At 53.3% G+C, this 26,360-nt stretch carries 28 protein-coding genes; 16 read left to right on the forward strand and 12 right to left on the reverse strand.

Features of this window, described 5'->3' with window-relative positions; genetic code table 11:
• Window positions 1–16: 16 nt before the first annotated feature.
• Complete coding sequence (locus tag D9A02_RS02730; protein WP_120499439.1) at window positions 17–832, reverse strand: SAM-dependent methyltransferase; 816 nt, start codon at window positions 830–832, stop codon at window positions 17–19.
• A gap of 14 nt (window positions 833–846) precedes the next feature.
• On the opposite strand from D9A02_RS02730, the gene D9A02_RS02735 reads away from it, so the two are divergent.
• The 5 genes from D9A02_RS02735 (at window position 847) to D9A02_RS02755 (ending at window position 4,007) form a co-directional block, all read left to right on the forward strand.
• Window positions 847–1,578: a ComF family protein gene (locus D9A02_RS02735; protein ID WP_120499440.1), complete on the forward strand. Its 732-nt coding sequence runs from the start codon at window positions 847–849 to the stop codon at window positions 1,576–1,578.
• Between the two features lie 34 nt (window positions 1,579–1,612).
• Complete coding sequence (gene grxC, locus D9A02_RS02740) at window positions 1,613–1,870, forward strand: glutaredoxin 3 (protein ID WP_120499441.1); 258 nt, start codon at window positions 1,613–1,615, stop codon at window positions 1,868–1,870.
• A 5-nt stretch (window positions 1,871–1,875) separates the two neighbouring features.
• A complete protein-coding gene (locus D9A02_RS02745) occupies window positions 1,876–2,706 on the forward strand; it encodes a carbon-nitrogen hydrolase family protein (RefSeq protein WP_120499879.1) in 831 nt (276 codons plus the stop codon).
• Window positions 2,706–3,149 (forward strand): MarR family winged helix-turn-helix transcriptional regulator, encoded by a 444-nt coding sequence (locus D9A02_RS02750; RefSeq protein WP_120499442.1) that lies wholly within the window; start codon window positions 2,706–2,708, stop codon window positions 3,147–3,149. Before D9A02_RS02745 ends, D9A02_RS02750 begins: the two co-directional genes overlap by 1 nt.
• Before the next feature lie 249 nt (window positions 3,150–3,398).
• Window positions 3,399–4,007 (forward strand): hypothetical protein, encoded by a 609-nt coding sequence (locus D9A02_RS02755; RefSeq protein WP_120499443.1) that lies wholly within the window; start codon window positions 3,399–3,401, stop codon window positions 4,005–4,007.
• Between the two features lie 141 nt (window positions 4,008–4,148).
• Here the strand turns inward: D9A02_RS02755 and D9A02_RS02760 are convergent, their stop codons facing one another.
• The gene (locus tag D9A02_RS02760) at window positions 4,149–4,577 is read right to left on the reverse strand and encodes an Rrf2 family transcriptional regulator (RefSeq protein WP_120499444.1); all 429 of its coding nucleotides are present in this window, start codon (window positions 4,575–4,577) and stop codon (window positions 4,149–4,151) included.
• A 148-nt stretch (window positions 4,578–4,725) separates the two neighbouring features.
• Here D9A02_RS02760 and hmpA point away from each other — a divergent pair, with 148 nt between their 5' ends.
• Window positions 4,726–5,916, forward strand: coding sequence for an NO-inducible flavohemoprotein (gene hmpA, locus D9A02_RS02765; protein ID WP_120499445.1), 1,191 nt, complete (start codon window positions 4,726–4,728; stop codon window positions 5,914–5,916).
• Window positions 5,917–5,984: 68 nt separating this feature from the next.
• On the opposite strand, the gene D9A02_RS02770 is transcribed toward hmpA, so the two are convergent.
• The 3 genes from D9A02_RS02770 to ubiG all read right to left on the reverse strand — a co-directional run bounded on the left by D9A02_RS02770 (window position 5,985) and on the right by ubiG (window position 8,114).
• Window positions 5,985–6,434, reverse strand: coding sequence for a GFA family protein (locus D9A02_RS02770; protein WP_120499446.1), 450 nt, complete (start codon window positions 6,432–6,434; stop codon window positions 5,985–5,987).
• Between the two features lie 125 nt (window positions 6,435–6,559).
• Window positions 6,560–7,183: an HAD family hydrolase gene (locus D9A02_RS02775; RefSeq protein WP_216824937.1), complete on the reverse strand. Its 624-nt coding sequence runs from the start codon at window positions 7,181–7,183 to the stop codon at window positions 6,560–6,562.
• A 184-nt stretch (window positions 7,184–7,367) separates the two neighbouring features.
• Entirely contained in the window at window positions 7,368–8,114 is a 747-nt protein-coding gene (ubiG, locus tag D9A02_RS02780; RefSeq protein WP_120499447.1) for a bifunctional 2-polyprenyl-6-hydroxyphenol methylase/3-demethylubiquinol 3-O-methyltransferase UbiG, read from the reverse strand.
• Between the two features lie 50 nt (window positions 8,115–8,164).
• Here ubiG and pip point away from each other — a divergent pair, with 50 nt between their 5' ends.
• Together pip and D9A02_RS02790 are read left to right on the forward strand one after the other, a co-directional pair.
• Window positions 8,165–9,139 carry a prolyl aminopeptidase gene (gene pip / locus D9A02_RS02785; RefSeq protein WP_120499448.1) on the forward strand — a complete coding sequence of 325 codons (975 nt, stop codon included), beginning with the start codon at window positions 8,165–8,167 and terminating at the stop codon, window positions 9,137–9,139.
• A 100-nt stretch (window positions 9,140–9,239) separates the two neighbouring features.
• Window positions 9,240–9,560 (forward strand): antibiotic biosynthesis monooxygenase, encoded by a 321-nt coding sequence (locus D9A02_RS02790; RefSeq protein WP_120499449.1) that lies wholly within the window; start codon window positions 9,240–9,242, stop codon window positions 9,558–9,560.
• A 74-nt stretch (window positions 9,561–9,634) separates the two neighbouring features.
• Here the strand turns inward: D9A02_RS02790 and D9A02_RS02795 are convergent, their stop codons facing one another.
• Together D9A02_RS02795 and D9A02_RS02800 are read right to left on the reverse strand one after the other, a co-directional pair.
• Entirely contained in the window at window positions 9,635–10,027 is a 393-nt protein-coding gene (locus tag D9A02_RS02795) for a nuclear transport factor 2 family protein (protein WP_120499450.1), read from the reverse strand.
• A gap of 30 nt (window positions 10,028–10,057) precedes the next feature.
• Entirely contained in the window at window positions 10,058–10,921 is an 864-nt protein-coding gene (locus tag D9A02_RS02800) for an NAD(P)-binding domain-containing protein (RefSeq protein WP_162932940.1), read from the reverse strand.
• 201 nt (window positions 10,922–11,122) lie between these two features.
• Here D9A02_RS02800 and rimP point away from each other — a divergent pair, with 201 nt between their 5' ends.
• Genes rimP through infB form a run of 4 tightly spaced genes read left to right on the forward strand, consistent with a single transcriptional unit; the run spans window position 11,123 to window position 16,484 of the window.
• Window positions 11,123–11,695: a ribosome maturation factor RimP gene (rimP, locus tag D9A02_RS02805; RefSeq protein WP_120499452.1), complete on the forward strand. Its 573-nt coding sequence runs from the start codon at window positions 11,123–11,125 to the stop codon at window positions 11,693–11,695.
• A gap of 4 nt (window positions 11,696–11,699) precedes the next feature.
• Window positions 11,700–13,331 carry a transcription termination factor NusA gene (gene nusA / locus D9A02_RS02810; RefSeq protein WP_120499453.1) on the forward strand — a complete coding sequence of 544 codons (1,632 nt, stop codon included), beginning with the start codon at window positions 11,700–11,702 and terminating at the stop codon, window positions 13,329–13,331.
• A gap of 22 nt (window positions 13,332–13,353) precedes the next feature.
• Window positions 13,354–13,977: an RNA-binding protein gene (locus tag D9A02_RS02815; protein WP_120499454.1), complete on the forward strand. Its 624-nt coding sequence runs from the start codon at window positions 13,354–13,356 to the stop codon at window positions 13,975–13,977.
• 5 nt (window positions 13,978–13,982) lie between these two features.
• The gene (gene infB, locus D9A02_RS02820) at window positions 13,983–16,484 is read left to right on the forward strand and encodes a translation initiation factor IF-2 (RefSeq protein WP_120499455.1); all 2,502 of its coding nucleotides are present in this window, start codon (window positions 13,983–13,985) and stop codon (window positions 16,482–16,484) included.
• Between the two features lie 83 nt (window positions 16,485–16,567).
• Here infB and D9A02_RS19495 read toward each other — a convergent pair whose 3' ends face one another.
• The 4 genes from D9A02_RS19495 to D9A02_RS02835 all read right to left on the reverse strand — a co-directional run bounded on the left by D9A02_RS19495 (window position 16,568) and on the right by D9A02_RS02835 (window position 19,367).
• The gene (locus D9A02_RS19495; protein ID WP_301951080.1) at window positions 16,568–16,702 is read right to left on the reverse strand and encodes a hypothetical protein; all 135 of its coding nucleotides are present in this window, start codon (window positions 16,700–16,702) and stop codon (window positions 16,568–16,570) included.
• A 177-nt stretch (window positions 16,703–16,879) separates the two neighbouring features.
• Window positions 16,880–17,278, reverse strand: a complete 399-nt coding sequence (mutT, locus tag D9A02_RS02825; RefSeq protein WP_120499456.1) for an 8-oxo-dGTP diphosphatase MutT — start codon at window positions 17,276–17,278, stop codon at window positions 16,880–16,882.
• The gene (gene argJ, locus D9A02_RS02830) at window positions 17,275–18,504 is read right to left on the reverse strand and encodes a bifunctional glutamate N-acetyltransferase/amino-acid acetyltransferase ArgJ (protein ID WP_120499457.1); all 1,230 of its coding nucleotides are present in this window, start codon (window positions 18,502–18,504) and stop codon (window positions 17,275–17,277) included. Before argJ ends, mutT begins: the two co-directional genes overlap by 4 nt.
• A 2-nt stretch (window positions 18,505–18,506) precedes the next feature.
• Window positions 18,507–19,367: a peptidylprolyl isomerase gene (locus tag D9A02_RS02835; RefSeq protein ID WP_120499458.1), complete on the reverse strand. Its 861-nt coding sequence runs from the start codon at window positions 19,365–19,367 to the stop codon at window positions 18,507–18,509.
• A 192-nt stretch (window positions 19,368–19,559) separates the two neighbouring features.
• Here D9A02_RS02835 and secA point away from each other — a divergent pair, with 192 nt between their 5' ends.
• The 3 genes from secA (at window position 19,560) to D9A02_RS02850 (ending at window position 24,436) form a co-directional block, all read left to right on the forward strand.
• On the forward strand, window positions 19,560–22,253 hold the full coding sequence (gene secA, locus D9A02_RS02840; protein ID WP_120499459.1) for a preprotein translocase subunit SecA: 2,694 nt from the start codon (window positions 19,560–19,562) through the stop codon (window positions 22,251–22,253).
• A gap of 110 nt (window positions 22,254–22,363) precedes the next feature.
• Window positions 22,364–22,732 (forward strand): hypothetical protein, encoded by a 369-nt coding sequence (locus D9A02_RS02845; RefSeq protein WP_120499460.1) that lies wholly within the window; start codon window positions 22,364–22,366, stop codon window positions 22,730–22,732.
• A 144-nt stretch (window positions 22,733–22,876) separates the two neighbouring features.
• On the forward strand, window positions 22,877–24,436 hold the full coding sequence (locus D9A02_RS02850) for a substrate-binding domain-containing protein (protein ID WP_174232022.1): 1,560 nt from the start codon (window positions 22,877–22,879) through the stop codon (window positions 24,434–24,436).
• Window positions 24,437–24,444: 8 nt separating this feature from the next.
• Here D9A02_RS02850 and radC read toward each other — a convergent pair whose 3' ends face one another.
• Window positions 24,445–25,212 carry a DNA repair protein RadC gene (gene radC / locus D9A02_RS02855; protein WP_120499461.1) on the reverse strand — a complete coding sequence of 256 codons (768 nt, stop codon included), beginning with the start codon at window positions 25,210–25,212 and terminating at the stop codon, window positions 24,445–24,447.
• 129 nt (window positions 25,213–25,341) lie between these two features.
• Here radC and D9A02_RS02860 point away from each other — a divergent pair, with 129 nt between their 5' ends.
• Window positions 25,342–26,292, forward strand: a complete 951-nt coding sequence (locus D9A02_RS02860; RefSeq protein ID WP_120499462.1) for a homocysteine S-methyltransferase family protein — start codon at window positions 25,342–25,344, stop codon at window positions 26,290–26,292.
• Window positions 26,293–26,360: the final 68 nt, after the last annotated feature.

Raw genomic sequence — 26,360 nt, forward strand, 5'->3', positions numbered from 1 at the left:
GAAGTTTGGCGGCGCGTCAATCTTTGACCGCGGTTTCAGACGTGCCAAGCGCCTGAGCGAGACGCTGTGACGCAGAGCCGGGGCGAAGGGGTTTTTGCTGATCTGGGCTAGGGGCCCACCCCGTCAGAACCATCAACTCAAAACTGGCTGGGATGCGGCCATCTGGGGTTTGAAAAGTCTCGCTGTAGATCTTGATCGCGCGGTCTAGCACGCCCCGACGCATGAAACGACGGGGACGGGCGGTCATCGCGTTATTTTCGCCCATCTGGCGTAAATCGTGCATTAATTTGAGCGGGGTTTCATAGGTCGCGGTGAGGGGCACAACGTCGGCCACAGGCAGGGCGAAACCGGCGCGCTGCAGCAACCCGCCAAGGTCGCGAATTTCGGCCATGGGCAAAATGCGCGGCGACAGACCTCCGGTGAGGTCCGCCTCGGCTTGGGCCAATGCACTACGCAGTTCATTCAGAGTGCCACCGCCCAGAAAGACGCCCAGAAACAGCCCGTCGGGGCGCAGGGATCGCCGAGCCTGTATGAGCTGGCCAACAGGATCAGCGGCCCAGTGCAAGGCCATGGCGTGAATAATCAAATCCTGACTTTTGGGTTGCAGATCAATGATATCTTCATCGCTCAGATGGATGGCGTTGGGGAATTCAGTATCCCAGACCTCAGGAAAACCGCCGATCACGCAGGCATCCGTAAAGGATTTGTTAACCAAGGATAGTCGATCCTTGACCTCGGCCATTGCCTCTTGATGCAGAAACAATGCCGGGCTCGTCAAAGCGCGGCGACGGTTTCTAAGCAGGGCAGGGCGGTCGGTCAGCATTTGGGTCATCGGGGGACAATAAGGTGGTCGCATCGGCAATACAAACCCTGATCCGGGCGATCTATCCGCCGGGGTGCCTGATTTGCGGGGAACGGGTGGAAAGCGCTTTTGGACTATGTCCAAGTTGCTGGCGCGAAGTGCCGTTTATCGCAGGGCTGTGTTGCGATCTATGTGGTGTTCCACTGCCGGGGCAGGATACGGGTTTTGACGAAATTTGCGATGACTGCCTGACCGTTCCGCGCCCCTGGAGCAAAGGCCGCGCCGCGCTGATTTATCGGGATCAGGCGCGCAAACTGGTGCTAGGGCTCAAACATGGTGATCGGCAAGAGATCGTCCGTCCGGCGGCTGGGTGGATGGCCAAGGTTGCAGAGCCATTATTGACAAAAAATACTTTGATTACGCCGATCCCGTTGCATTGGAGCCGGATGATCCGGCGAAGATACAATCAATCAGCTTTGCTGGGGGCGGAACTTTCCAACATTGTAAAGCAGCCGTTTTGCCCCGACTTGTTACGACGCACGAAGCGTACCAAATCGTTGGACGGAATGAGCCGAGAAGACCGATTTGCCATGCTGGAGGGGGCATTATCGATACATCCCAAACGGTATGATCAATTGCAGGGGCGGTCTGTGCTGGTGGTTGATGATGTGATGACATCAGGGGCGACGTTGGCGGCGGCGGCACGGGTTTGTCTGGACGCTGGTGCCGAAGATGTTAGAATTGTTACACTGGCGCGCGTGGCAAAGGATGCTTAAATAGCCGACAACGCGACAGACAGGAATAATGACGATGAAATCGGTTGAACTTTATACATCCCCGCTGTGCGGGTTTTGCCACGCGGCCAAACGCCTTTTGAAACAAAAGGGTGTTAAATTTTCTGAAGTGAACGTTCTGGCCCAGCCCGGACGCAAAGCCGAGATGATCAAACGTGCCAATGGTGGCCGTACTGTGCCACAGATTTTTGTGGGCGAAACCCATGTGGGCGGCTGCGATGAGCTTTATGCGCTAGAGCGCGCGGGCAAGCTCGACAAGTTGTTGGCCGCTTGATGGTGATGCGTGCCGGTTTGATCCAACTTAACAGTAGCGATGATCCGGCGCGCAATTTGCCTGAAATTCAAGAGTATATTTCTGAAGCGGTGACACAGGGTGCAGGGTTTGTTTTGACGCCCGAAGTCACAAATTGTGTGTCTGGCAGCCGGACACATCAGAACGAGGTTTTGCGGCATCAAGACGGTGACCAAACCCTCGCGGCCCTTCGGGCACAGGCGGCGGAATTAAAAATCTGGCTGTTGATCGGGTCTTTGGCGCTGAAAACCGATGATCCGAATGGGCGGTTTGCGAACCGATCATTTCTGATTGCCCCAGACGGTCAGATCGCGGCGTGGTATGACAAGATCCACATGTTTGATGTGCAGGTCTCAGAAACCGAGAGTTACAGAGAATCGAAGGGTTACCGCCCCGGTGACCGCGCGGTGCTGCATGATGCAGGCTTTGCCAAGATCGGGATGAGCATTTGCTATGATGTGCGCTTTCCCTATCTGTTTCGCCAATTGGCAGAGGCCGGGGCTGAGATGCTAGTAATTCCGTCGGCGTTTTCGCCGGTCACGGGTGCCGCGCATTGGGAGCCTTTGCTGCGTGCCCGCGCAATTGAAACCGGCTGTTACGTTCTGGCCCCAGCGCAAACTGGTACCCATGATGTGAGCCGTGGAAAAGGGCGCAAAACCTATGGGCATTCGCTGGTGGTGGCACCGTGGGGCGAGGTTTTGGCAGACGGCGGAACAGAGCCGGGCGTGATAATCGTTGATCTGGACCCCAAGGAAGTGGCACAAGCACGGGAACGTGTTCCCTCTTTGCGCCATACGGCCCAGTTTACCGGACCTTGATGAACGATACTGTTGAAAATTCTCTGGCGGTTGCGCTGTTTAGCGAGATCATGACCAATGAGCAGCTGATCCGCAGCCGATTGAGCCGGGTTTTGCCCAAAGGCATGGAAATCTCGCATTTTTCGGTGCTGAACCATCTGGCACGAGCCAAGGATGAACGCAGCCCGGCGCAATTGGCCAAAAGCTTTCACGTGACCCGCGGTGCTATGACCAACACGCTGAGCAAGCTGGAGTGGGCCGGATACATCCATGTTCGCCCCGATTGGGACGATGCCCGCCGCAAAAAGATTGCGATTAGCCCAGCGGGACGACAAGCGCGCGAAGCGGCGTTATCTGCGATGGCGCCAATGATTGGTGATCTGGTGAATGAGCTGGGTGAAAGCCGGGTGCGTGCGACGCTACCAATATTACGGGAACTGCGGATCAAGCTGGAAGACGAGTAGGTATTTCGGAGTGCCCAATGAGCGAAAGTTGGGGTAATGTGAAATCCTAGGTTCGCAATACTCGGTGTTCACTTGGACCTAAACATGGCCTTGGATTCTGCAGTCTGATGAGTGCATTGATACGTGGATATACCCGCAGTTCTGTCCCTTATTAAAATTTAACACAGAATCAAGAAATTCGCACATAATGAATCTGCCTCGGTCCATTAGCCGGGATTTTAAAAAATCAAATTATTAGGAGTAACAAATATGAGTGATTTGGATTTAGTAGAGGTTGCTGCACTTCAAAACAGAATTGTTGATTTGGAAAAAGCGGGTAAGCGCGCTGGGGCGATAACAGCGCTAGTTGGCTTAGTAGCTGCGATCATAGGCGGGGTAATAGGTGCATTTGGGCTCTACGTTCGTTTCAATGACGAGCTCAGAAATTGGGATGCAATAAAGGAGGTCCATGCACGGCAGGTTTCGGGACGCGAGGTATTTGATCATGCAGCACTCTCGCCAGCGGAGATTGCAATAATTGTTGAGCAACTCAATATTCCCGATTTCTCCCAGTTGGTAACCAAAGAGGATTTGCCAGATGAGTTAGATACGACAATTTTTTTAAAAACTTCCGATTTTCCAGCAGTAACGGAATTGGCACTCAAAACAGACCTAGTTGGTTTCGCGAAAAGTTCAGAAATCCCTTCTCTCGATGGGTATGCGAAGATTTCCGAATTGCCACGCCAACCCAATCTTTCAAATTATGTGAAGTTTGGTGACTCAATAATGATCAGCTATGGTAATGCAAACATGTTTCCGAATGATGGTTACGTGTTATATGATTCACGCCGAGTGTCTTGGAAATTGCAACGACCTTGAAATGGTCGCCGAATTTTGGTGCAGCTTATTATATCTTTCAGGAGAGTTACTGAAGTATTGCTTGGTCTTCACGGTTACCTTTGTCATGTATTGAAACTCTGCGTTCCTGTAACGCTGGAGCTGCGAGGCTCGCTTTGCGTACTAACGTTCCTGTGAAAAGTTGAACAGTGCCACAAAATCGTCTTTTGTAGAAATCAGATCGGCGAGGCTATAGCTGCACAGCACTTTGAGGAAGGCGGCGGTGGCCTCGGATAGGACACCTTTGAGACGGCAGCGCTGGTCGAGGATGCAATTGGTGCAGTCGATGATGTCGAGGTTTTCATCCATCGCTTTGACGACATCGCCCACATTGATTTTGTGCGGATCCATTCCCAACCGAATCCCGCCCGCGCGGCCTCGGGTGCTGCTGACATAACCGCGACGGACCAGTTCGCTGACGACTTTCATCAGGGAACTTTGTGGCAAATCGTAGGTGCGGCTCAATGTCTCAATCGAATGCAGTTCATCGGGTTTGGAGCCTAGGAAAATAAGCACTCTGAGCGCGTAATCGGTGGAGAGATTCAGTTTCATAAGGTGTCCTCTGTCCCGGGTTTAATATTCATTTTACTTGAATGTTTCAAGTTGTACGATAATACATTCATTTAATCGGAATGATTAAATTCTAATGACCCACCAGCATCCACACGGATGTCTGGCCAGCCTGATGAAGGAGACACCAATGGCGCAGAGTATCAGCGAAGAGACAAAGGCGATCGTCAAAGCAACCGTTCCAGCCCTTGAGGCGCATGGGCGTACAATCGTGACTGAGATGTATGCACGGCTGTTGGCGGATGAAGAGATCCGCGCTTTGTTCAATCAGTCGCATCAGGGCGGCAGCTCTCCCCAGCATGAGGCGCTGACCAATGCGATTTTGGCCTATGCCAAGAACATCGACAATCTGGGCGCGCTTGCCGGGGCGGTTGAGCGGATTGCCAACAAGCATGTTGGTTTACAAATTCAGGAAGCGCATTACGAACATGTAGCCAATGCGCTGATCGGAGCAATTGCGCATGTCTTGGGTGAGGCTGCGACTGACGAGGTTTTGAATGCGTGGGGTGAGGCCTATTGGTTCCTTGCAGGCATCCTGATTGGGCGAGAAAAAGAGCTCTACCAAGACAAGGCGCAGGCTGAGGGTGGCTGGGACGGCTGGAGAGAATTCCGGATTGCCGAACGCCGTCAGGAAACGGGCTCTGTCATATCGTTTATCCTCAAGCCGGTGGATGGTGGAGCCGTGCTGAAACATCAGCCGGGGCAGTATCTATCGTTTGATTTTGATCTGCCCGGGGTGGGGCGGCATCGGCGGAACTATTCGATCTCGTCCAAGCCGAACGGGGACTATTACCGGATCACCGTGAAGCGGGAACCCGAGGGTGCGGTGTCGGGCTGGCTGCACGAACAGGCGGTTGAAGGCACGGTGTTGCGGGTCGCGCCGCCTGCTGGCGACTTTGTTTTGGGGGATAGTGCAGAAACTGAGGTGGTGTTGCTGTCTGCCGGTGTGGGGCTGACGCCGATGGTGTCGATGTTGGAAACACTTGCGGAACGAGGGCAGTCTGCAACCTATCTTCATGCCACATTGGATGGCACGCAGTTGGTGATGGGCGAGGCGGTCAAGTCGCTGGCTAGCCGGAGCGTGACGTTCTTTGAGGCCCCAAGCGAGGAAGATCGCAGCGCCAGCAACTATGATGTCGAGGGGCGGATTTCTCCCGAATGGCTTGCGGCGAATACAGCGACGGAACAGGCGAATTACTACATCTGCGGTCCCAAAGGGTTCATGGCCATGGCGGTGAACGGGTTGAAAACGGCTGGTGTTCCGCAGGATCGTATTCATTTTGAGTTCTTCGGGCCAGCGTCCGATCTGGATGTGGCATAAGGGATTGTCTGAAATCGAAGACATCCCGACCTTGTTCCATACAGCGTAGAGGTCGGGGTGTTTTAAACTTAGAGTTTGTTAAATTGGGTGATCAGGCCCTCAAAGTCGTCCGGTTCGATTTCAAAGCAATGTTCAGCTGTCAAGCGTGCCTTGAGCCACGGTTGTGCGCTTTTGGTCCAGATATGCGCAATTGGAGTGATGTCCTTGATGTTATCCAGTGATCCGCCTTTGACGCTGAATGTATCGGATTCATCCGGAAAGGCGTGGTAGATGCGAGTGCCGCAGTCAGGGCAGAAGGTACAGGATTTTTGATTGCCGCTTTCGCCTTGGGTGACCCATGTTTTGAGCATACCAGATGTCAATCGGAAGGCGGAGCCAGGAAACCATACTGAAATGCCAAAGGCGCTGCTGGATTGCTGCTGACAATCGGTGCAATGGCAGCAATAGGCCAGAATCGGAGCACTGGTGATCTCAAATCGTACTGTGCCGCATTGGCAGCCGCCGGTGTGGGTTGTCATTTTGAGGTCCTTTGTTTCACCCACAAGCTTAGCAATATTTGGCGAATGTTGCGAACAATGGATTCGCTAAAGACCAATGCTGCGTGCCTGCGCGGAATCAAGGGCGAAGCCCGCCGCGCGATCGCTTAGTGGCTAATACTTGGCTTCAAAATATCAGCCAACTTCATGCCATTACGCCAGTGAACTGCATCCCAACCAGCTTTTCTTGCTCCATCAATGTTTTCGTGAGTGTCATCGACAAGTAAAAGCTCTTTGGCGTCGCAACCCGCGGCTTTTTCTGCGTAGGTGTAAAAGTCGGCATGCGGCTTTTGAACTCCAACTTGGGCGGAGTAGATAATTCCATCCACTTCCGACCGTAGGCCAAGTGTGTCCATTAAATATTGTGCTCTTTTGTGTTCTTGATTCGTCGCCAAATATACGGACAATCCGTTTGTTCGTGCTAGTCTGCAGTCTGCAAGCACAGCATTCATGACCCGTGAATCCATCTTAAACCAATAGGATACAAGTTCTTCCGCTGTAACGTTGGTGGGAATTTTACTCAAACTAGATGACAAAGCGGGAAGCAAGTTTTGCTTACCCGTCACGACATCATTCCATGATGCAGAGAAAAACGTTTCGATCAGTTCAGTTGGATCAATGCCGAGATCTTCCCGCAATGAAAAAGTCCATCTCAGACCGTCGGTAGGGCGACCACTGACGAGCACTCCATCCACATCCAGCATCAAACAAGTTCGCAAAATCGACTCCATTGTGATGATCTCATGCCTAGGAATACACTTAGATCATACTCAGAATGTGAACAACAACCACAGGATCCTTTAGAACCGTTTGAGGTTTCGCTTGTTTTGTTCAAGTTGGGGCTGCCGGAACGCCACTGCCCAGAAGGGCAACATTGACATCCCTGCCCGATGAGGGCCGGGCCCTATTGCTGGCTTACTCTGGCTTCAGGCTCGCGGTTACGTAGTTCACACTCAGATCTTTTGCGGAGATGGACCAGTTCCATAAGATCGGATTGAAGACAAAGCCTTTGCGATCTACCGGAGACAGCCCGGAGTTTTCGAGCAGGGTGTAAAGCTCATCCGGGGTGATGAACTTGTTCCACTCATGCGTGCCCTTGGGCAGCCAGCGCATGATGTGTTCGGCGCCGATGATGGCCATGGCAAAGCTTTTGGCGTTTCGATTGATGGTGGAGCACAGGTGCAATCCGCCCGGTTTGAGCAATTCCTGACAGGCGGTCAGGAATGTGAGCGGGTCGGCGACATGTTCGACCACTTCCATGTTTAAAACGGCATCGAATTGTTCACCTGCTTCGACCAGCGCTTCGGCTGAGGTATGGCGGTAATCAATCTCTAGCCCCGACTGTTCGGCGTGAATGCGGGCGACGGGCAGATTGCCCCCGGCGGCATCGGCCCCGACGACTGTGGCCCCAAGACGGGCCATCGGTTCGCTGAGCAACCCGCCGCCGCAGCCGATATCCAAAATGCGTAAGCCTTTGAAGGGCAGGGCATCATTCAGATCACGATCAAATTCAGCGGCGATTTGCGATGTGATATAATCCAACCGGCATGGGTTGAGCATGTGCAGAGGTTTGAATTTACCATTGGGGTCCCACCATTCGGCGGCCATCGCCTCGAACTTGGCAACTTCGGCGGGGTCAATTGTGGTTTGAGCAGCTTGCATTTTGCTCTCCATATGCTCATGTGGTCCTGCCCTAAGTATATAGGACGGTTATGGATAAATACGCAGGCCAAAAGAGCGCAGTCCAGTACCTCTATCCTCCGATCGAGCCTTTTGATCGGAAAATGGTGGATATGGGCGATGGCCACACCATTTATGTTGAACAATCGGGTAATCCTGCCGGTCTGCCGGTGGTGGTGTTCCATGGTGGCCCTGGTGGCGGGTGTAGCCCAGCGATGCGGCGGTACTTTGATCCGACTGTTTTTCGAATCATCCTGTTTGATCAACGTGGCTGTGGCCGATCAACGCCACACGCCAGTGTTGAGGCCAATACGACATGGCATCTGATCGCAGATATTGAGGCGATCCGTGAGATGTATAGTATTGATCAATGGATCGTATTCGGTGGCAGTTGGGGGGCGACGCTGGCGCTGATCTATGCGGAAACTCATCCCGAACGGGTGCGCAATCTGGTGCTGCGCGGGGTGTTTTTAATGACCAACGCCGAACTGAACTGGTTTTATGGCGGCGGGGCCGGGGCGTTTTGGCCGGAAACCTGGGCGCGGTTTCAAAAGCTGATACCCGAGGAAGAGCGCGATGACATGATCGGGGCCTACAAGCGCCGTCTGTTTTGCGAAGATGCACAGGTTGAGGTCACGCATGCGCGGGCTTGGGCGGCGTGGGAAAACGCGTTGGCTACAGTGCATTCAACCGGACGCACCAGCGATGGACCATCTGATTATGTGCGCGCGTTTGCGCGGATCGAAAATCATTACTTTAGTCATCATGGATTTCTGGCGGAAGACGGGCAGATTTTGCGCGACGTTGACCGGATCAGGCATATCCCGGGTGTGATCGTGCAGGGCCGGTATGACATGATCTGCCCGCCGAAATCAGCCTATGCACTGGCCGAAGCGTGGGGGAATGTAGATTTACGCATGATTCCGATGGCCGGGCACGCGCTGTCAGAGCCGGGCATCAGTGCCGAACTGGTCAGTGCGATGGACCGAATTGCGCGCGGGCAGTAAGCGGCTAGACCTCTGTGCCGAAATGCGCTCAATATACACCAAGCGCCAGCTTGACACGTGTCTCGCCAGCTTTCCAATCTGATGAATGAAGAGGCAAGCTATGAGTTTTATCGCAATGAATCGTTTTAAGGTCTGTTCGGGTTCCGAGGCAGAGTTTGAGACTGTCTGGAAGTCCCGTGAGAGCCGGTTAAAGGAACTGGGCGGATTTCGGGAGTTTCGTCTGCTGAAAGGACCTGAGGGCGAAGGATATACGCTTTATTCCAGTCACGTGATCTGGGGCAGCCGAAGTGATTTTGAAGCCTGGACAAAATCCGAGCAGTTCCGCGATGCCCATAAGAATGCAGGCAGCCAAACCAAGAAGTATGAGCTGATGGGCCCGCCGCAGTTTGAAGGTTTTGAGACTGTTTTGCAGGAAGGTTGAAGAAACTAGGGCCAGCCTGTGATTGCGCGGGCTGGTCGGTTTGATGTTTTGTCGGGCACAACCGGAATGGGCAATCAGGCTTGCAGCTGTCGTTCGTAATCCTCGGCGTCGAACCAGCCTTTGGAGGATTTGACCTTGAGGTTTTCATCCAGTTCCCATTCTTCCCAGCCTTGAAATTCAACATATTTCCCGGTGTTGACCTGTGTGCCTTGAAAGGTCCAGACGTATACAGCGTGGTGTCCTGCGATGAAGGTGTTATCAAGCCGGAGCACCACATCGGGAAATTCGTCGCAAAACCCACTCACCATATCAGCGATATCTTGATGTCCATTCATGGGTTCACCGTGGTTAATGATAAAGCAGGCGTCTTCGGTATAAGATGCGGCGACATCAGTTGCTGACTTGCGGCACCACGCATCAATATGTGTGTTGACGATATTCTGAATTTTTTCAATATTCGAAGGCATATGAATTCCCAGTATGCAAAAGTTAGTGAGTTAATTCTGGTTGAGCAACGCGACCAGCGCGGTTAAAGCCTTGTCTTCTAATCCGGCATCCATGCCCTTGTGTGCGGCATCGCTGAAGAGTTTAGGCAGCTCATTCGGCGCGCCAACTTCATCAAACGTTTTCAAGGCATCATCGAGGGCAGCTGCATAGGTCGCCATGGTTGCAGGTGGGTTGTCAAAATTGCCAGTAGGAGCCGTGTCTGCGAAATACTTGTGATAACTGGGGAGAACCCCCATAGAAACGGGGATGAGTTTGGCAAAATTGTCCAAAGGTATTCCGGCTTTTTGACATACAAGCGCCCCATAGAGCATCCCAAACATGAAACCTTGACGGGTTGTGAAGAGTGCCGCAAAGAGCGCGGCCAGCATGCTTGCATTGGTTCCAACATGTATTGATCCGCCGCCTAAGGTCGAAATGTGTGGCCGCCACTTTTCCCAGAGCGTAGGTTCCGCTACGATGGTTAGCACGGTGTCTTCACCGCCAATCGCTGTGGGATAGGCATTGATGATGCCAACCAACCAAGATCCACCCCGAGCAGTCACGAACTGGGTGAGGGCGTCTGCTTCGGAGGCGCCACCGGTGCTGAGTTCGATAATGGTTTTGTTGTTGAGCGATGCTTCACAGGTTTGCAGCAACTCAAGGGTCTGGTCATGTGATTTAATGCAGATGATTGTTGCCGGGCTGCTGGCAATTGCATCGGCTGCGGAGGTGGCCGCGGTCGCGCCTTGGGAAACAAGTGAGGGTATTTTTTCCGAGCTTCTGTTCCAAACCGTGACAGTGTAGCCGCTCTTTATTAATGTGCTGGCCAGTGCGCTGCCCATGGCGCCCAAGCCAATAACAGAAATATCTGACATGAATTTTCCTTTAAAATATGTAATCATTTTACCCTAGTGGAAGCATAGCTGTGTGTCTTGGATTCAATTCCCTTGCAGACTCAGATCAAGAGGCGTATATGCACCTCAACAGCGGTGCTGACGGGTCCAAACCGGAAGCTCCACCGGATTAGACAACGGGCCGCGCGCCCGTTTTTTTGTGTTCGCACGATGTAGGAAACCATGAGCAACGACCTGATTGCAAAAGCAGCGATTGACCGCCGATTGGCCGAAATCATCACCCCCGTTATCGAGGATCTGGGGTTCGAATTGGTGCGCGTACGTCTTATGGGCGGCAAAACCCACATTCTGCAAATCATGGCGCAACGTGCCGATGGTGGAATGGAAGTCGACGAATGCGCTAATATCTCAAACGCGGTGAGCGCCATTTTGGATGTCGAAGACCCGATTGTTGAGACATACACCCTAGAAGTGTCCAGTCCTGGGATCGACCGACCGTTGACCCGCCTTAAGGATTTTGAAGAATTCGAAGGTTATGAAGCCAAGCTGGAAACCAATGAGCTGATTGATGGCCGTAAGCGGTTCAAGGGCGTGTTGGCCGGTGTTGAAGGCGAAGAAGTGCTGATCAACATTGAAGAAGGCACTGTTGGCTTGCAATTCGACTGGCTGTCGGATGCAAAGTTGGTTCTGACCGATGAGCTGATCAAAGAAATGCTACGGGCGCGTAAGGCGTCTGGCGCGATTAACGAAGAACAATTCGACGATATCGAGACTGACGAGTCCGAGGAGGGCTGAGATTATGGCAATTACATCTGCAAACCAGTTGGAGCTGCTGCAAACTGCCGAGGCGGTCGCACGCGAAAAGATGATCGACCCCGGCCTGGTGGTCGAAGCGATGGAAGAATCGCTCGCCCGTGCCGCCAAGAGCCGTTACGGCGCCGAGATGGACATACGCGTGACCATCGACCGTAAAACGGGCCGTGCGACATTCACGCGTGTCCGCACCGTGGTTGAAGACGAAGAGCTGGAAAACTATCAAGCTGAGTTCACGGTTGAGCAGGCCGCGCAGTATCTGGATGACCCCAAAGTCGGCGACCAGTTCATCGAAGAAGTGCCACCAGTTGAAATGGGCCGGATTGCCGCGCAAAGCGCCAAGCAGGTGATCTTGCAGAAGGTTCGCGAAGCTGAGCGTGACCGTCAGTTTGAAGAATTCAAAGACCGCGCGGGCACCATCATTAACGGTGTTGTCAAACGTGAAGAATACGGCAACGTCATCGTGGATGTGGGTCGTGGCGAAGCGATCCTGCGCCGCAACGAGAAGATCGGTCGCGAGAGCTATCGCCCGAATGACCGTATTCGTTGCTTCATCAAGGATGTGCGTCGCGAAAACCGTGGTCCTCAGATTTTCCTGAGCCGGACTGCTCCGGAATTCATGGCTGCATTGTTCAAGATGGAAGTGCCTGAGATTTATGATGGCATCATCGAGATCAAAGCCGTGGCCCGTGACCCGGGTTCGCGCGCCAAGATTGCCGTGATTTCTTATGATGGTTCAATCGACCCTGTGGGTGCCTGCGTTGGTATGCGTGGTAGCCGTGTTCAAGCGGTTGTGAACGAGCTGCAGGGTGAAAAGATCGACATCATTCCATGGAACGATGATCAACCTACATTCCTTGTGAACGCGTTGCAGCCTGCAGAAGTGTCCAAGGTTGTTCTGGATGAAGAAGCCGAGCGCATCGAAGTTGTTGTTCCTGAAGAGCAGCTGAGCCTTGCCATTGGTCGTCGTGGTCAAAACGTACGTCTGGCCAGCCAGCTGACCCACCTGGACATCGATATCATGACCGAAGCCGAAGATTCGGCGCGTCGTCAGAAAGAATTCGAAGAACGCACTGGCCTGTTTATGGCGGCGTTGGACCTGGATGAGTTCTTTGCACAATTGTTGGTCTCAGAAGGCTTCACCAATCTGGAAGAAGTGGCCTATGTCGAAATTGACGAGCTGCTGGTGATTGACGGTGTAGATGACGGCACAGCAAATGAGCTGCAGGCCCGTGCGCGTGATGTGCTGGAAGCACAGGCGCGTGAAGCACTTGAAAAAGCTCGTGCGCTGGGGGCTGAGGACAGCCTGATCCAGTTTGAAGGTCTGACACCTCGTATGGTGCAGGCATTGGCCGAAGATGGTGTGAAAACGCTGGAAGATTTCGCAACCTGCGCCGATTGGGAATTGGCTGGTGGCTGGACCACTGTTGATGGTGAGCGGGTCAAAGATGATGGCCTTTTGGAACCCCATAATGTTTCGCTGGAAGAGGCGCGAGACATGGTGATGACTGCACGAATCATGCTGGGTTGGGTTGATCCAGCTGACTTGGAACAGGACGACGCTGAGGCCGATGAGGCTGAGCTGTCTGACGAAGCAGCAGAGGAAGCCGAGGCCTGATCTCAGGCCTCGGAGGCATCACATGGGACGCGGTGGGCAACCCAAAGATCGGCAGGACGGTCCTGAACGCAAGTGCATAGTCACGGGCGAGGTGCAGCCAAAAAATGGCTTGCTTCGTTTTGCTGTGGGACCTGACAACCAAATATTTCCAGACCTGATGGAGAAGCTCCCAGGTCGGGGAATATGGGTATCTGCGGATCGTGCGGCATTGGAAAAAGCAACCAGCAAAGGCTTGTTTGCCCGTGCTGCACGACAGCCGGTCACTGTGCCAGACGATTTGGTGCAGCAGATCGAGGATCTTTTGGCCAAGCGTGTGGTTGATCTGATCAGCCTTGCCCGCAAAGGCGGGGGCGCTGTTTCTGGCTACGAAAAGGTCAAGGACTGGCTGAGTAAAGAAGTCGCGTTGATTTTGGTGCAAGCCAGCGACGGATCAGAGCGTGGCAAGTCGAAATTGAGTACGCCCCACTATGGGCATTTTATTGGATGGCTGACGGCGGACGAACTTGGCCGGGCCTTTGGGCGACAAACAACGATTCACGCGGCACTGGGCGCTGGTGGTTTGGCGCAACGTGTTGTAGAGGATGCGGCAAGGCTAAAAGGCCTGCGTGTCTTGGACGGTGACGCGGTTCACCGGAAAGGGAAATAGACGAGATGAGCGACAACGACGGAAAAAAGACATTGGGTGTGCGTGGCGGTCCCCGGGCCGGAAACGTGAAGCAAAGCTTCAGCCATGGCCGGACCAAAAACGTCGTGGTGGAAACGAAGCGTAAGCGGATCGTTAAGCCGGCGGCCAAGCCAGGTGCTGCATCGACAAGCATTGGTACAGGCGTGCGTGCGACAGCAGGTGGATCGGGCAAACGTCCCGCAGGCATTTCAGATGCAGAGATGGAACGCCGCCTAAAGGCGCTTCAGGCTGCCAAAGCACGTGAAAGCGAAGAGGCGGAGCGCCGTGAGGCTGAAGAACGCCAGCGTGAAGAAGAGCGCAAACGCCGCCGCGAAGAAGCAGAAACAAAAGAACGCGAGCAGCGTGAAGCTGAAGAGCGTGTGCGTGCGAAAGAAGAAGAAGAGCGCAAGCGACTTGAAGCAGAAGCTGCTGAAAAAGCCGCTGTTGCAGAGGCCGCAGCTGCCAAGCCTGAAACATCTGCTCCGGCCAATCGTAGCGGTGGGGCACCGAAACCGGCTGCAACGGCACCGCGTAAGCAAGATAAAGAACGTGATCAGAACCGTGGTCGTGGTAAAGGCCGCGATGATGGTCGTCGCTCCGGTAAGCTGACACTGAACCAGGCATTGTCTGGTGGTGAGGGCGGGCGCCAGAAATCTATGGCGGCGATGAAGCGTAAGCAGGAGCGCGCCCGGCAAAAGGCCATGGGTGGCGTTGAAGCCCGCGAAAAGGTTGTGCGTGAAGTGCAGTTGCCAGAAACCATCGTTGTGTCAGAACTGGCCAACCGGATGGCGGAACGTGTTGGTGATGTTGTCAAAGCTTTGATGCAAAACGACATGATGGTTACACAAAACCAATCGATCGATGCGGATACTGCAGAACTGATCATTGATGAGTTCGGTCACAAGGTTGTCCGGGTATCTGACGCTGATGTTGAAGACGTCATCGATCAGGTTGTTGATAAAGATGAAGATCTGGTTGCACGTCCTCCAGTCATTACGATCATGGGCCACGTTGACCACGGTAAGACTTCTTTGTTGGATGCGATTCGTAAAACAAAGGTTGTTGCGGGCGAAGCTGGTGGCATCACCCAGCACATTGGTGCTTATCAGATCACCACCGATGGTGGCGCTGTTCTGAGCTTCCTTGACACGCCTGGCCACGCGGCCTTTACCAGCATGCGGGCCCGTGGTGCGCAGGTCACGGACATTGTTGTTCTGGTGGTTGCTGCTGACGATTCGGTGATGCCGCAGACAGTTGAAGCGATCAACCACGCCAAAGCGGCTGGGGTTCCAATGATTGTTGCGATCAACAAGGTTGACCGCCCTGCAGCTAACCCAGATCAGGTACGTGCGGAATTGCTTCAACACGAAGTGATCGTTGAAAAGATGTCTGGCGAAGTACAAGACGTCGAAGTTTCCGCTGTGACGGGTCAGGGTCTGGATGAACTGCTCGAAGCGATTGCACTGCAGGCGGAAATTCTTGAGCTGACTGCCAACCCTAAACGTGCAGCCGAAGGTGCAGTGATTGAGGCCCAGCTTGATGTCGGCCGCGGTCCTGTTGCAACGGTTCTGGTTCAACGTGGTACGCTGAAGCAAGGCGATATCTTTGTTGTCGGTGAGCAGCACGGTAAAGTGCGCGCACTGATCAATGATGCCGGTGAGCGCGTGAAAGAAGCTGGTCCTTCGGTTCCGGTTGAGGTTCTTGGCTTGAATGGCACACCAGAGGCTGGTGACGTTCTGAACGTTGTCGATACTGATGCGCAAGCACGTGAAATTGCCGCCTACCGTGAGCAGGTCAGCAAGGAAAAACGTGCCGCTGTTGGTGCTGGTACATCGTTGGAGCAGCTTCTGGCGCAAGCCAAGGCGGACGAGAATGTCAGCGAATTGCCAATCTTGATGAAAGCCGACGTGCAAGGTAGTGCGGAAGCGATCATTCAGGCGATGGAAAAAATCGGCAATGATGAAGTCCGCGTTCGTGTTCTGCACTCTGGTGTAGGTGCGATCACTGAATCTGATATCGGTCTGGCGGAAGCGTCGGGCGCACCGGTTCTGGGCTTTAATGTTCGGGCAAATGCCTCGGCACGTAACAGCGCCAACCAGAAGGGTGTTGAGATCCGTTATTATTCGGTGATCTACGATCTTGTGGATGATGTGAAAGCGGCCGCATCCGGCCTGCTGGGTGCAGAAATCCGCGAGCACTTCATTGGTTATGCGAAGATCAAAGAGGTCTTTAAGGTCACGGGTATCGGCAAAGTCGCTGGCTGTCTGGTGACCGAAGGTATCGCACGTCGATCAGCCGGTGTACGCCTGCTGCGTGATGACGTTGTGATCCACGAAGGCACGCTGAAAACGCTGAAGCGCTTCAAGGATGAAGTGTCTGATGTGCAGTCGGGCCAGGAATGTGGCATGGCCTTTGAAAACTACGATGACATTCGTGAAAATGATGTCATCGAGATTTTCGAGCGCGAGGAAGTCACGCGTACGCTGTGATCTTGATCGCAAACGTAAATTAAAAAGGGCCGCGTTAATCGCGGCCCTTTTTATTTGGAATGTTATATAACGTTGATTTTTGCTTAAGCGGCTTTCGAGATCGGTGTTCCCTGAAAGACACGATCGCCAACACGGACTTGCATCATGCCATTTGGCAGCATGCCGAGAAAGAAACCTTGAACGGAAACACAGCTTCCGAGTTTTATGGTGCGCAGCATTTATCAGCCCCCCGATAGAAGTTGCGATATGAGTGATTTGAAAACTAGGAAAAAGTCACATACTTACAAAAATAATTATAGTCTGAGGACGCCGTCCAGGACAGCAAAACTAATCTTTAGGAAACAATGCTTTGGGGTGAAGACGGGTTCGCCTCCTCCTTGATTCGGTTGTATTTACTACACCCAATCGCGCAAAACGGGAATCAGTGGAATGTCCGCCGGTGGCATGGGGTAGTTGACCAAGTCTTTTGAACGCACCCATTTCAGGGATTGATTTTCTTTCCCCACTGGGATGCCATCCCATTTGCGGCAGGCAAACACCGGCATCAACAGATGGAAATCTTCATAGCTGTGACTGGCAAAGGTCAACGGGGCCAGGCAGCTGGCCCAGGTGTTGATGCCTAGCTCTTCCTCCAGTTCACGGATCAGGGCCGCCTCAGGTGTTTCGCCAGCTTCGACTTTTCCGCCTGGAAATTCCCATAACCCTGCCATGGATTTTCCGGCAGGGCGTTGGGCCAGCAATACGCGGCCGTCAACATCAATTAGGGCGACGGCCGAGACCAGTACAACCTTCATGAGCGATAATCAGCGTTAATAGCAATGTAGCCATGGGTAAGATCACAGGTCCAGACTGTGGCGGTGCCGCCGCCCAGGCCAAGATCAACACGGATTTGAATCTCCTCCCGCTTCATATAGGCGGCAGCGTCGTCTTCGCTATAGCCTGGATCGACCCAGCCATTACGCGCAACCGATATGTTGCCAAATGAAATTGACAAGCTGTCGCGATCTGCGGGGGCGCCTGATTTGCCGATGGCCATCACCACGCGGCCCCAATTGGGGTCTTCACCTGCAACGGCGGTTTTGATCAACGGCGAATTGGCAATCGCCTTAGCATGTGTGCGTGCATCGGTATCGCTGGTGGCACCAGTCACGGAAATCTCGACAAATTTGGTAGCCCCTTCTCCGTCGCGGACCACCTGATGTGCCAGATCCAGCATCACCTTGCGAAGCGCTTCCATGAAACCAACGCTGTTTTCGGTGATTTCGACACCAGAAGCCCCGGTGGCTGCGGCCAAAAGCGTGTCAGAGGTTGAGGTGTCGCTGTCGACGGTGATGCAGTTGAAGGTGGTGTCGTTCAGGGCCGAAACCATGGATTGCAAGACCGAGGTTTCAACTTTGGCGTCGGTAAAGATGTACACCAGCATGGTTGCCATATCGGGCGCGATCATGCCCGAGCCTTTGGCGATGCCGGCGATCTGCACGGCTTGACCGTCGATTTCAATCGTGGCGCTGGACCCTTTGGGGAAAGTGTCTGTTGTCATGATCGCCTGAGCGGCACTCTCGATTAGGTTTTCAGACAGTGCGCCAGACAGCTCTGTAAGTTTGGTGCGAATGCGGTCGTGCGGCAATGCCTCGCCAATCACCCCGGTCGAAGAGGTGAAAACACGCGCCTCTGGCAGGTTCAGGGTGTCGGCTACCGCATTAGTGATGGCTTGAACGGCTTCGGTCCCGTTGCGACCAGTAAAGGCGTTGGCATTGCCGGAATTGACCAAAATCGCGGCGCCTTGATCGCTATACCCTGAAATTTTGGACTGACAATCAAGCACGGCGGCGGAACGGGTGGCTGATTGGGTGAACACCCCTGCAATGGCTGACCCGGGGGCCAGCTCTGCCAGCATGACGTCCTGACGTCCCTGATAACGCACGCCAGCTTCGATCGTGGCGAAGCGGACGCCTTTGATCACAGGCAGGTCAGGAAAAGTCTTTGGTGCCAATGGCGAAAGAGGAGGGGTGCCGCCCATGTTTAGTTCTCCAAAATGTCGATGTCGTTGATCACTTTTGGATCAAACCCGTTCACGTCCGTGCGAATGATATCCGCCTTGCTTTCAAGCTCGGCCAGATAATCTTCAAATGCAGTGGTGCGCAACTCTTCTTCGAGCGCGCCGCGCACTTCTTCAAGTTTTGGGCGTTCAACGTCACGGGTTTCTTTGAGCAAAATCACGTGCCAGCCAAATTCTGTCTGCACCGGATCCGCGGTATGTTCACCGGCTTGCAGGGTTTTCACACCCTCAAAGAATGGGGCGACCATGGTGCCAGCACCGAACCAACCCAGTTCACCGCCGCTGGTGCTTGAGGGGCCGATTGATTTTTCCTTGGCTTGCTCGGTAAAATCGGCACCATCGTCAAGCGTTGCGATAATCGCTTTTGCTTCATCTTCGGTTTCAACAAGGATATGTGCCGCGTTATACTCTGTCTCCTGCGGGGCGGAGGTATAGCGTTCGTTATAAAGCGTTTCGATTGCACCATCATCGATATCTTGTATCAAAACACCCCGGCTGTTGGCATTGGCGATCAGTGCGCGGCGTTCGTTTTCTATCGACAACTGCGTTAACTTTGATGGCTCGCCTTCACCGGCTTGCATTAACAGGGTTTGTTGCACCAACTGATTGAGGAGACCGTCAAACAAGATTTGATCAGCAACCTGATCATATTGCGCAGGCAGGGTGGTCCGCATTGCAATGACATGACCCAGCGTGATTTTTTCGCCATTGATTTCGGCCAGAACCTGATCAGGGTCGGGGGTCTCTTGTGCGATGGCTGGAAGGGTTAGAAACCCGACAGTCAACAGAGAATAAACTGGTCGAAGAGGGCGAGAAAATAACATGGAAATGTTCCTTTATGGATACGTCTTAGATAGGGCGCGGATGCGCGGCGTTGACACTCTACCAGAGGCCCCTTACATCGCTTTATGATCAAGCGGGACTGCTGGCTTTCGCCCTGTTACTTATGGGCGCAATGCTGATGAGGCAAGCAGGTGTCCGGAACAAAAAAGACAATAGACCGGAACGGATAGAATATGCTGGGTTTAGGAACTGTCGCCAAAAAGATTTTCGGCACCCCAAATGACCGGATGGTCAAGGCGACGCGCCCGCTGGTGCAAAAGATTAACGCACTGGAGCCAGAATTTGAGGCCCTGTCAGACGAGGGGCTGATCGAAAAGACCGCAGAATTTAAACGCCGTTTTGAGGGTGGGGAAGCTCTGGATCAGCTTCTACCGGAGGCCTTTGCCAACTGTCGAGAAGGCGCGCGCCGGGCGTTGGGTCTGCGTGCGTTTGATGTACAGCTGATGGGCGGCATTTTCCTGCATCAAGGTAATATCTCGGAAATGAAAACCGGCGAAGGTAAAACGCTTGTGGCGACCTTCCCATCTTATCTGAACGCGCTGACGGGTCGCGGTGTGCATATCGTGACGGTGAACGACTATCTGGCCCGCCGAGATGCCGAATGGATGAGTAAGGTTTACACCGCCTTGGGTATGACCACTGGCGTTGTTTATCCACAGCAACCTGATGCTGAGAAGAAAGAGGCTTATGCCTCAGACGTGACCTATGCCACCAACAATGAGCTGGGTTTTGACTATTTGCGCGACAACATGAAATCGTCGTTGGAAGAAATGAACCAGCGCGATCATCACTTTGCTGTGGTTGATGAGGTCGACTCGATCTTGATCGACGAGGCGCGAACACCGCTGATCATCTCAGGACCGGCACAGGACCGTAGCGAGCTTTACACAGCAATTGATAAGCTGATCCCTGAACTGGCTGAAGAGCATTACAAAATCGATGAAAAGTCGCGCAACGTGACCTTTACCGATGAGGGTAATGAGTTTCTTGAGGAACTGTTGCAACAGCATGGCCTGCTGGAAGGCGAGCAGTCGCTTTATGATCCTGAAAGCACCACGATTGTGCATCACGTCAATCAGGGGCTGCGGGCACACAAGCTGTTTGCCCGTGACAAAGAATATATCGTGCGCGATGGTGATGTGGTTCTGATTGATGAATTTACCGGCCGGATGATGGCGGGGCGACGTTTGTCAGACGGGTTACATCAGGCGATTGAGGCCAAAGAAGGTTGTGATATTCAGCCTGAAAATGTGACGCTCGCGCAGGTGACATTCCAGAACTATTTCCGTCTGTACGACAAGCTGAGCGGGATGACCGGAACCGCAGCCACTGAGGCCGAGGAGTTCGGTGAGATTTACGGGCTTGGTGTGGTCGAAGTGCCGACCAATAAGCCGATCGCCCGGATCGACAAGGATGACGCGATTTATCGGACACAGGCCGAGAAATATCAGGCTATTCTGGAAGAGATCCGCATGGGCCACGAGAAAGGCCAACCGATTCTGGTCGGGACAACCTCGATCGAAAAATCTGAGCAGCTTAGCCAGATGCTGACGCAAGCAGAGATCACGCACAATGTTTTGAATGCGCGCCAGCACGAGCAGGAAGCGCAGATTGTTGCGGATGCTGGTAAATTAAACGCGGTCACGATTGCCACCAACATGGCCGGTCGTGGGACCGACATCAAACTGGGTGGCAACGTCGAGTTTAAGATCATGGAAGCGATCGAAGCAGACCCAGATGGTGATCATCAATCTATTCGTGAGCGTATCGAAGCGGAGCATCAAGCGGCAGAAGAAGCTGTTATGGCGGCGGGTGGCCTGTTCGTTTTGGCAACAGAGCGGCATGAATCGCGCCGGATCGATAACCAGCTGCGCGGCCGGTCTGGCCGTCAGGGGGATGCGGGACGATCGGCGTTCTTCCTGAGCCTTGATGACGACTTGATGCGGATCTTTGGCTCTGAGCGGCTTGAAAAAGTTCTTTCGACGCTGGGTATGAAAGAGGGCGAGGCGATCATTCACCCTTGGGTGAACAAGTCGCTGGAGCGTGCGCAGGCCAAGGTCGAAGGACGTAACTTTGACATCCGTAAGCAGTTGCTGAAATTCGATGATGTGATGAATGAGCAGCGTAAGGTGATCTTTAAGCAACGTCTTGATATCATGCGTGCTGATAACCTTTCATCCGTCGCGCAGGAAATGCGCCATGAGGTGATCAGCGATCTTGTTGATACCTATATGCCACCAAAAACATATGCAGATCAGTGGGATACCGAAGGTTTGCATGCGGCCATCGGAGAGCAATTAAACATTGATGCGCCCGTTGTGAGCTGGGCCGCAGAAGAAGGTGTAGATGACGAAGACATCATCGAGCGCCTAGAGAATGCAGCCGACGAGATGATGGCACAGAAGGCCTCGCAATTCGGTCCGGAAAACATGCGGATGATTGAAAAGCAGATGCTACTGCAAACGATTGACGCGAAATGGCGCGAGCATTTGCTGACGCTTGAGCACCTGCGTAGCGTTGTGGGTTTCCGTGGCTATGCACAACGTGATCCATTGAACGAATACAAGAACGAATCCTTTCAATTGTTTGAAACCATGTTGGATAGCCTTCGCCATGAGGTGACACAGAAACTGTCGCAAGTGCGGCCAATTTCTGAAGAAGAACAGCAGGCGATGATGCAACAGCTGATCCAACAACAGCAGGCAATGGCAGCGGCTACCTCGAACGAGGAGCAGGAAGCCAGCGCTGATGCCGTTGATGGATTTGATGAGAATGATTCGTCGACTTGGGGGAACCCAAGTAGAAATGATTCATGCCCTTGCGGTTCCGGTAAAAAATTCAAACATTGTCACGGACGTTTGGCATAAGAATATCTAGATGACTGGGATTGGATCCAATCTCAGTCACATTGCCGCCATATGGTTGCCATTATTGTGAATCAGTTTCCTTTAGCTTGTGGGGGGTAAAGGGTATTGGGATGATTGGTACTGGCGACGGGAACATACAGCGCAATGTAAAAGTTGGAGCAACTCTTCTTTGCGCGTTCATGATGGGGCATGTGATGCAGAATACTCTGCAACATACTTCTGTGCCGTCGGTTAACGTACAATCGTTTTTAAATGGAAGTGCCACTGATCATACCGGGGGCGTTCCGAATGTTTCTGATAAATCAGTCGTCCTTAATAACATTGTACAAACCTCTGCAATTCAGATGAAAGCGGCTTCCTTGGCGACGCCGGGTAGTTTGATGCATGTGGCATACGCGCCAGAGCTTTCACCCGACCTGCCGATCTCAAAATTGCCCAGTGAAGTACCTGCACCGGTTTTGGCAATTCAGACCGATTAATCCTGAGTGTCGCTTAGAGAGTCGTATGAGGTTCCGCCTCGGGTGGGTTTCGCGAAAAGCTAAATTGCATTTCCTATTGTAAATCACGGTTGATCCGTCGAAAACTGCCGACAAAGCTGAGGTAGCATTCAGGAGATGAAATTGATGAAATGGGGGCGTGCGGCGGGTTTCGCGGCACTTTTTTCTTTTGCGGGGGCTCCCGTTGCTGTTGCCCAGGATGTAAACTTGACATCGCATGATGGTCAGATCGAAATCACCGGTGATCTCTTGGGATTTGACGGTGAATTTTATCGTGTAGATACAGTTTATGGAGAATTGACCGTCGACGGCTCTGGCGTAATCTGCTCAGGCCCTGGCTGTCCTAATCTGGAAAACTATGTAGCGCGTTTAACTTTTTCTGGTGCACCTGTGGTTGGGCGGGTGTTGATGCCTGCACTGATTGAGGCCTTTGCAATTCGCAACGACTTTGAGGTCAGGAGAGATAACCTACAGGATGGGCAGTTTCTGTACGCGCTTATGGCTCGCGATAGCGATGCGTTGCTGGCAGAATTCACCTTTCATCTGACAAATACTGACGAAGGCTTCGCCGATCTTTTGGCGAACGAAGCAGATGTCGTCATGGCCGTGCGTGAAGTTCGGCCAGAGGAGGTCGTGCGCGCGCGGGAACGCGGCCTTGGGGATCTGACTGCGCAGGGACGCAGCCGGGTGATCGCATTGGATGCGCTGGTACCGGTTGTGGCCCCAGATAATCCGGTGCAGGAAATTACACCATTACAACTGTCGCAAGTTCTGGCGGGGCAGATTTCAAACTGGCGAAATTTGGGTGGTGTTGATGCTCCCATAGATCTGCATGTACGGGATCAGGTTTCCGGCCTTGGGCAGGCGACTTTTGACCAACTTCTAGTGCCGGTTGAGCAAGGTTTGCGCGATGACGTTTACCGTCACACCAGTAATCTGGCACTGACCGAGGCCGTTACAAATGGCCCGTTTTCGCTGGGCGTGACCAGCCGGTCAGAGCCGGGGGACAGTCGCGAGTTGGCCCTGAGTGGCGCTTGTGGTTTTGCATTGAAAGCCTCTAGGACGGCGATGAAAACCGAAGATTACCCGCTGACCGCACCATTATTTTTGTATTTTCCTGCGCTGCGGTTGCCGAAAATAGGCCGAGAGTTTGTGAATTACCTGAATGACCCATCGGCGCAGTTGGTGATCCGCAGGGCAGGTTTTGTGGATCAAAACCCAGAAGAAATCGCGGTTAATGTGCAAGGTGACCGGTTCGCCAATGCGATTGCGCAGGCTGGCAAAGATGTGGATCTGGCTGAACTGCAGCGAATGGTGCAGGCGCTGACACCTCTGCAACGATTGACCACCACATTCCGATTCGAAGCTGGATCAAGCAGGCTGGACGCGCAATCGCGCTCAAATGTATTGCAACTTGCCCATGCTATGGAATCCGGGGCGTATGATGCTCGGCGTCTGGTTTTTGTGGGCTTCAGCGACGGAGAGGGTGGGGCGGCCGCAAATCGTGATATCGCCATGCGCCGTGCTGAAACCGTGCGCCAAGCGGTGGAGACTGCGGCAGAAACCGCTGATCTGTCTGGAATTGGGTTAGAGACGCACGCGTTCGGGGAGGCGATGCCAATGGCTTGTGATGACAGTGCCTGGGGCCGACAGGTCAATCGCCGAGTCGAGGTCTGGGTGCGCTAGGCTTTCGGTCACAACAGACCCTGCGAACGAAAGCTAAGTTCGCAGGATTTTCCAACGATGATGTGATCATGTAAGGTTATGCCTAGCGCCTCGGATGCGGATTTGATTTGTTGCGTCATTGCGATGTCTGAATCCGAGGGCGTTGGATCACCAGAGGGATGGTTGTGTACCAAGATCAACGCACTGGCATTGAGGTGTAGCGCGCGTTTGACCACCTCGCGCGGGTAAACCGGGACATGATCCACTGTGCCTCGGGCCTGTTCCTCATCACCGATTAAGGTGTTTTTGCGGTCCAGATAGAACACTCGAAACTGCTCGGTGTCGCGGTGCGCCATGGTGGTCTGACAGTATTCTAATAGAGAATCCCAAGATGACAGCACATGCTGTCGGAGGATCTTGCCACGCGATAGGCGATGTGCGGCGGCTTCAACGATCTTTAACTCGCATATGACCGCGGTGCCGACGCCGGGAACCTCAGACAGCTGATCGATGGGGGCGGAGATGACGTTAGAAAACTGCACAAACCGATCAAGTAACGCGCGCGCTAATGGTTTGACATCGCGGCGGGGAATTGCGCGAAACAGGACCAGCTCTAGTAATTCGTAATCCGGCATCGCCTGTGCCCCACCTGACAGAAACCTTTCGCGCAGACGTTGGCGGTGATCGCGGATGTAAGAGGGAAGCCGCCCCAAAGAAGGGCGTTCCGTGATCACCGCCTCGTCAGCATCAAACAGAGGCAAGAGAGGTGTGTCTGAGAAGGCGCGTGTCTGTGCCATGACCTGAGTGTGGCTCAGGTTTGGTTAGGAAAGGGTTAAACATCAACTGGAAGGTGCTCGTGGGCCGATTTTGGTGGAGCTTCTTTCTATGGTATTCTTTGAAAGTTAGATTTGGCCTGGGGGGCAACAATGACATTATCAGCCGTAAACTTTCCACGAGAGGATGGAATTTTCTACCTTACTGAAGGGGGAACCGAGACCGAAGCCATGTATCGCCATGGTCATGAACTCCGTGAATTTGCCATGTTTGAATTGATCGAGAAACCATCGGCGGCGCAAGATCTGAAGGACATGTACCGACGCTATCTTGATACAGCAGCGAAACACGAGTTTGGAGCAATGTTGGCGGGTTTTGATTATCGCGCCAGCCCAGATTGGGGCAAGAAACTTGGGTATTCCGCCGAAGGACTATGTGAGATCCAACACAAATGCATCGCGTTTTTACAGGATGTTGCTGCGTCCTATCGAGGGCAGATTCCTCGGGTTGTGATTGCTGGGTGCATCGGTCCGCGCGGGGATGCTTATTCTTTGAATCGCGATATTACGGCAGAAAGCGCTGAAGAGTATCACGCCACGCAGATGAACACTTTGAAAGAATGTGACGTGGATATAGTTTGGGCTGCGACGTTCAATAATGTCCCTGAAGCCGTTGGTGTTAGTCGGGCGGCGGCTTCTGTCGGTCTGCCGGTGAATATTTCATTTACGTTGGACAGCACACATAAGCTGAAGTCGGGGCCAAGCCTGAAAGAGGCGATTGAGACAACGGATGCCGAGGCAGGCGATGCGCGACCTGATTCCTACGGAATCAATTGTTCGCATCCCGATGAATTTGAACCCGCCTTGGAGGCGGGAGATTGGAGCCAGCGGATCAGATCACTGCGCCCGAATGCGGCCAAGATGGACAAGATATCGCTCTGCAAGTTGGGCCACATCGAAGAGGGGAATCCGGTTGAGCTTGGCGAAATGATGGGCGATCTGGCGCGGCGCTATCCCGCAGTCGATATGTGGGGAGGATGCTGCGGTACATGGGACAAGCACTTGGATCAGATCGCGCAGAACGTCCGCCGTGCGCACGCCTGAATGTCTCTGAGCAATAAGATAAGGTGGAAAGCTAAACACCACCGATGGGGACATCGGTGGTGTCTAAA

Source organism: Roseovarius sp. EL26 (assembly GCF_900327775.1).
Lineage (GTDB): Bacteria > Pseudomonadota > Alphaproteobacteria > Rhodobacterales > Rhodobacteraceae > Roseovarius.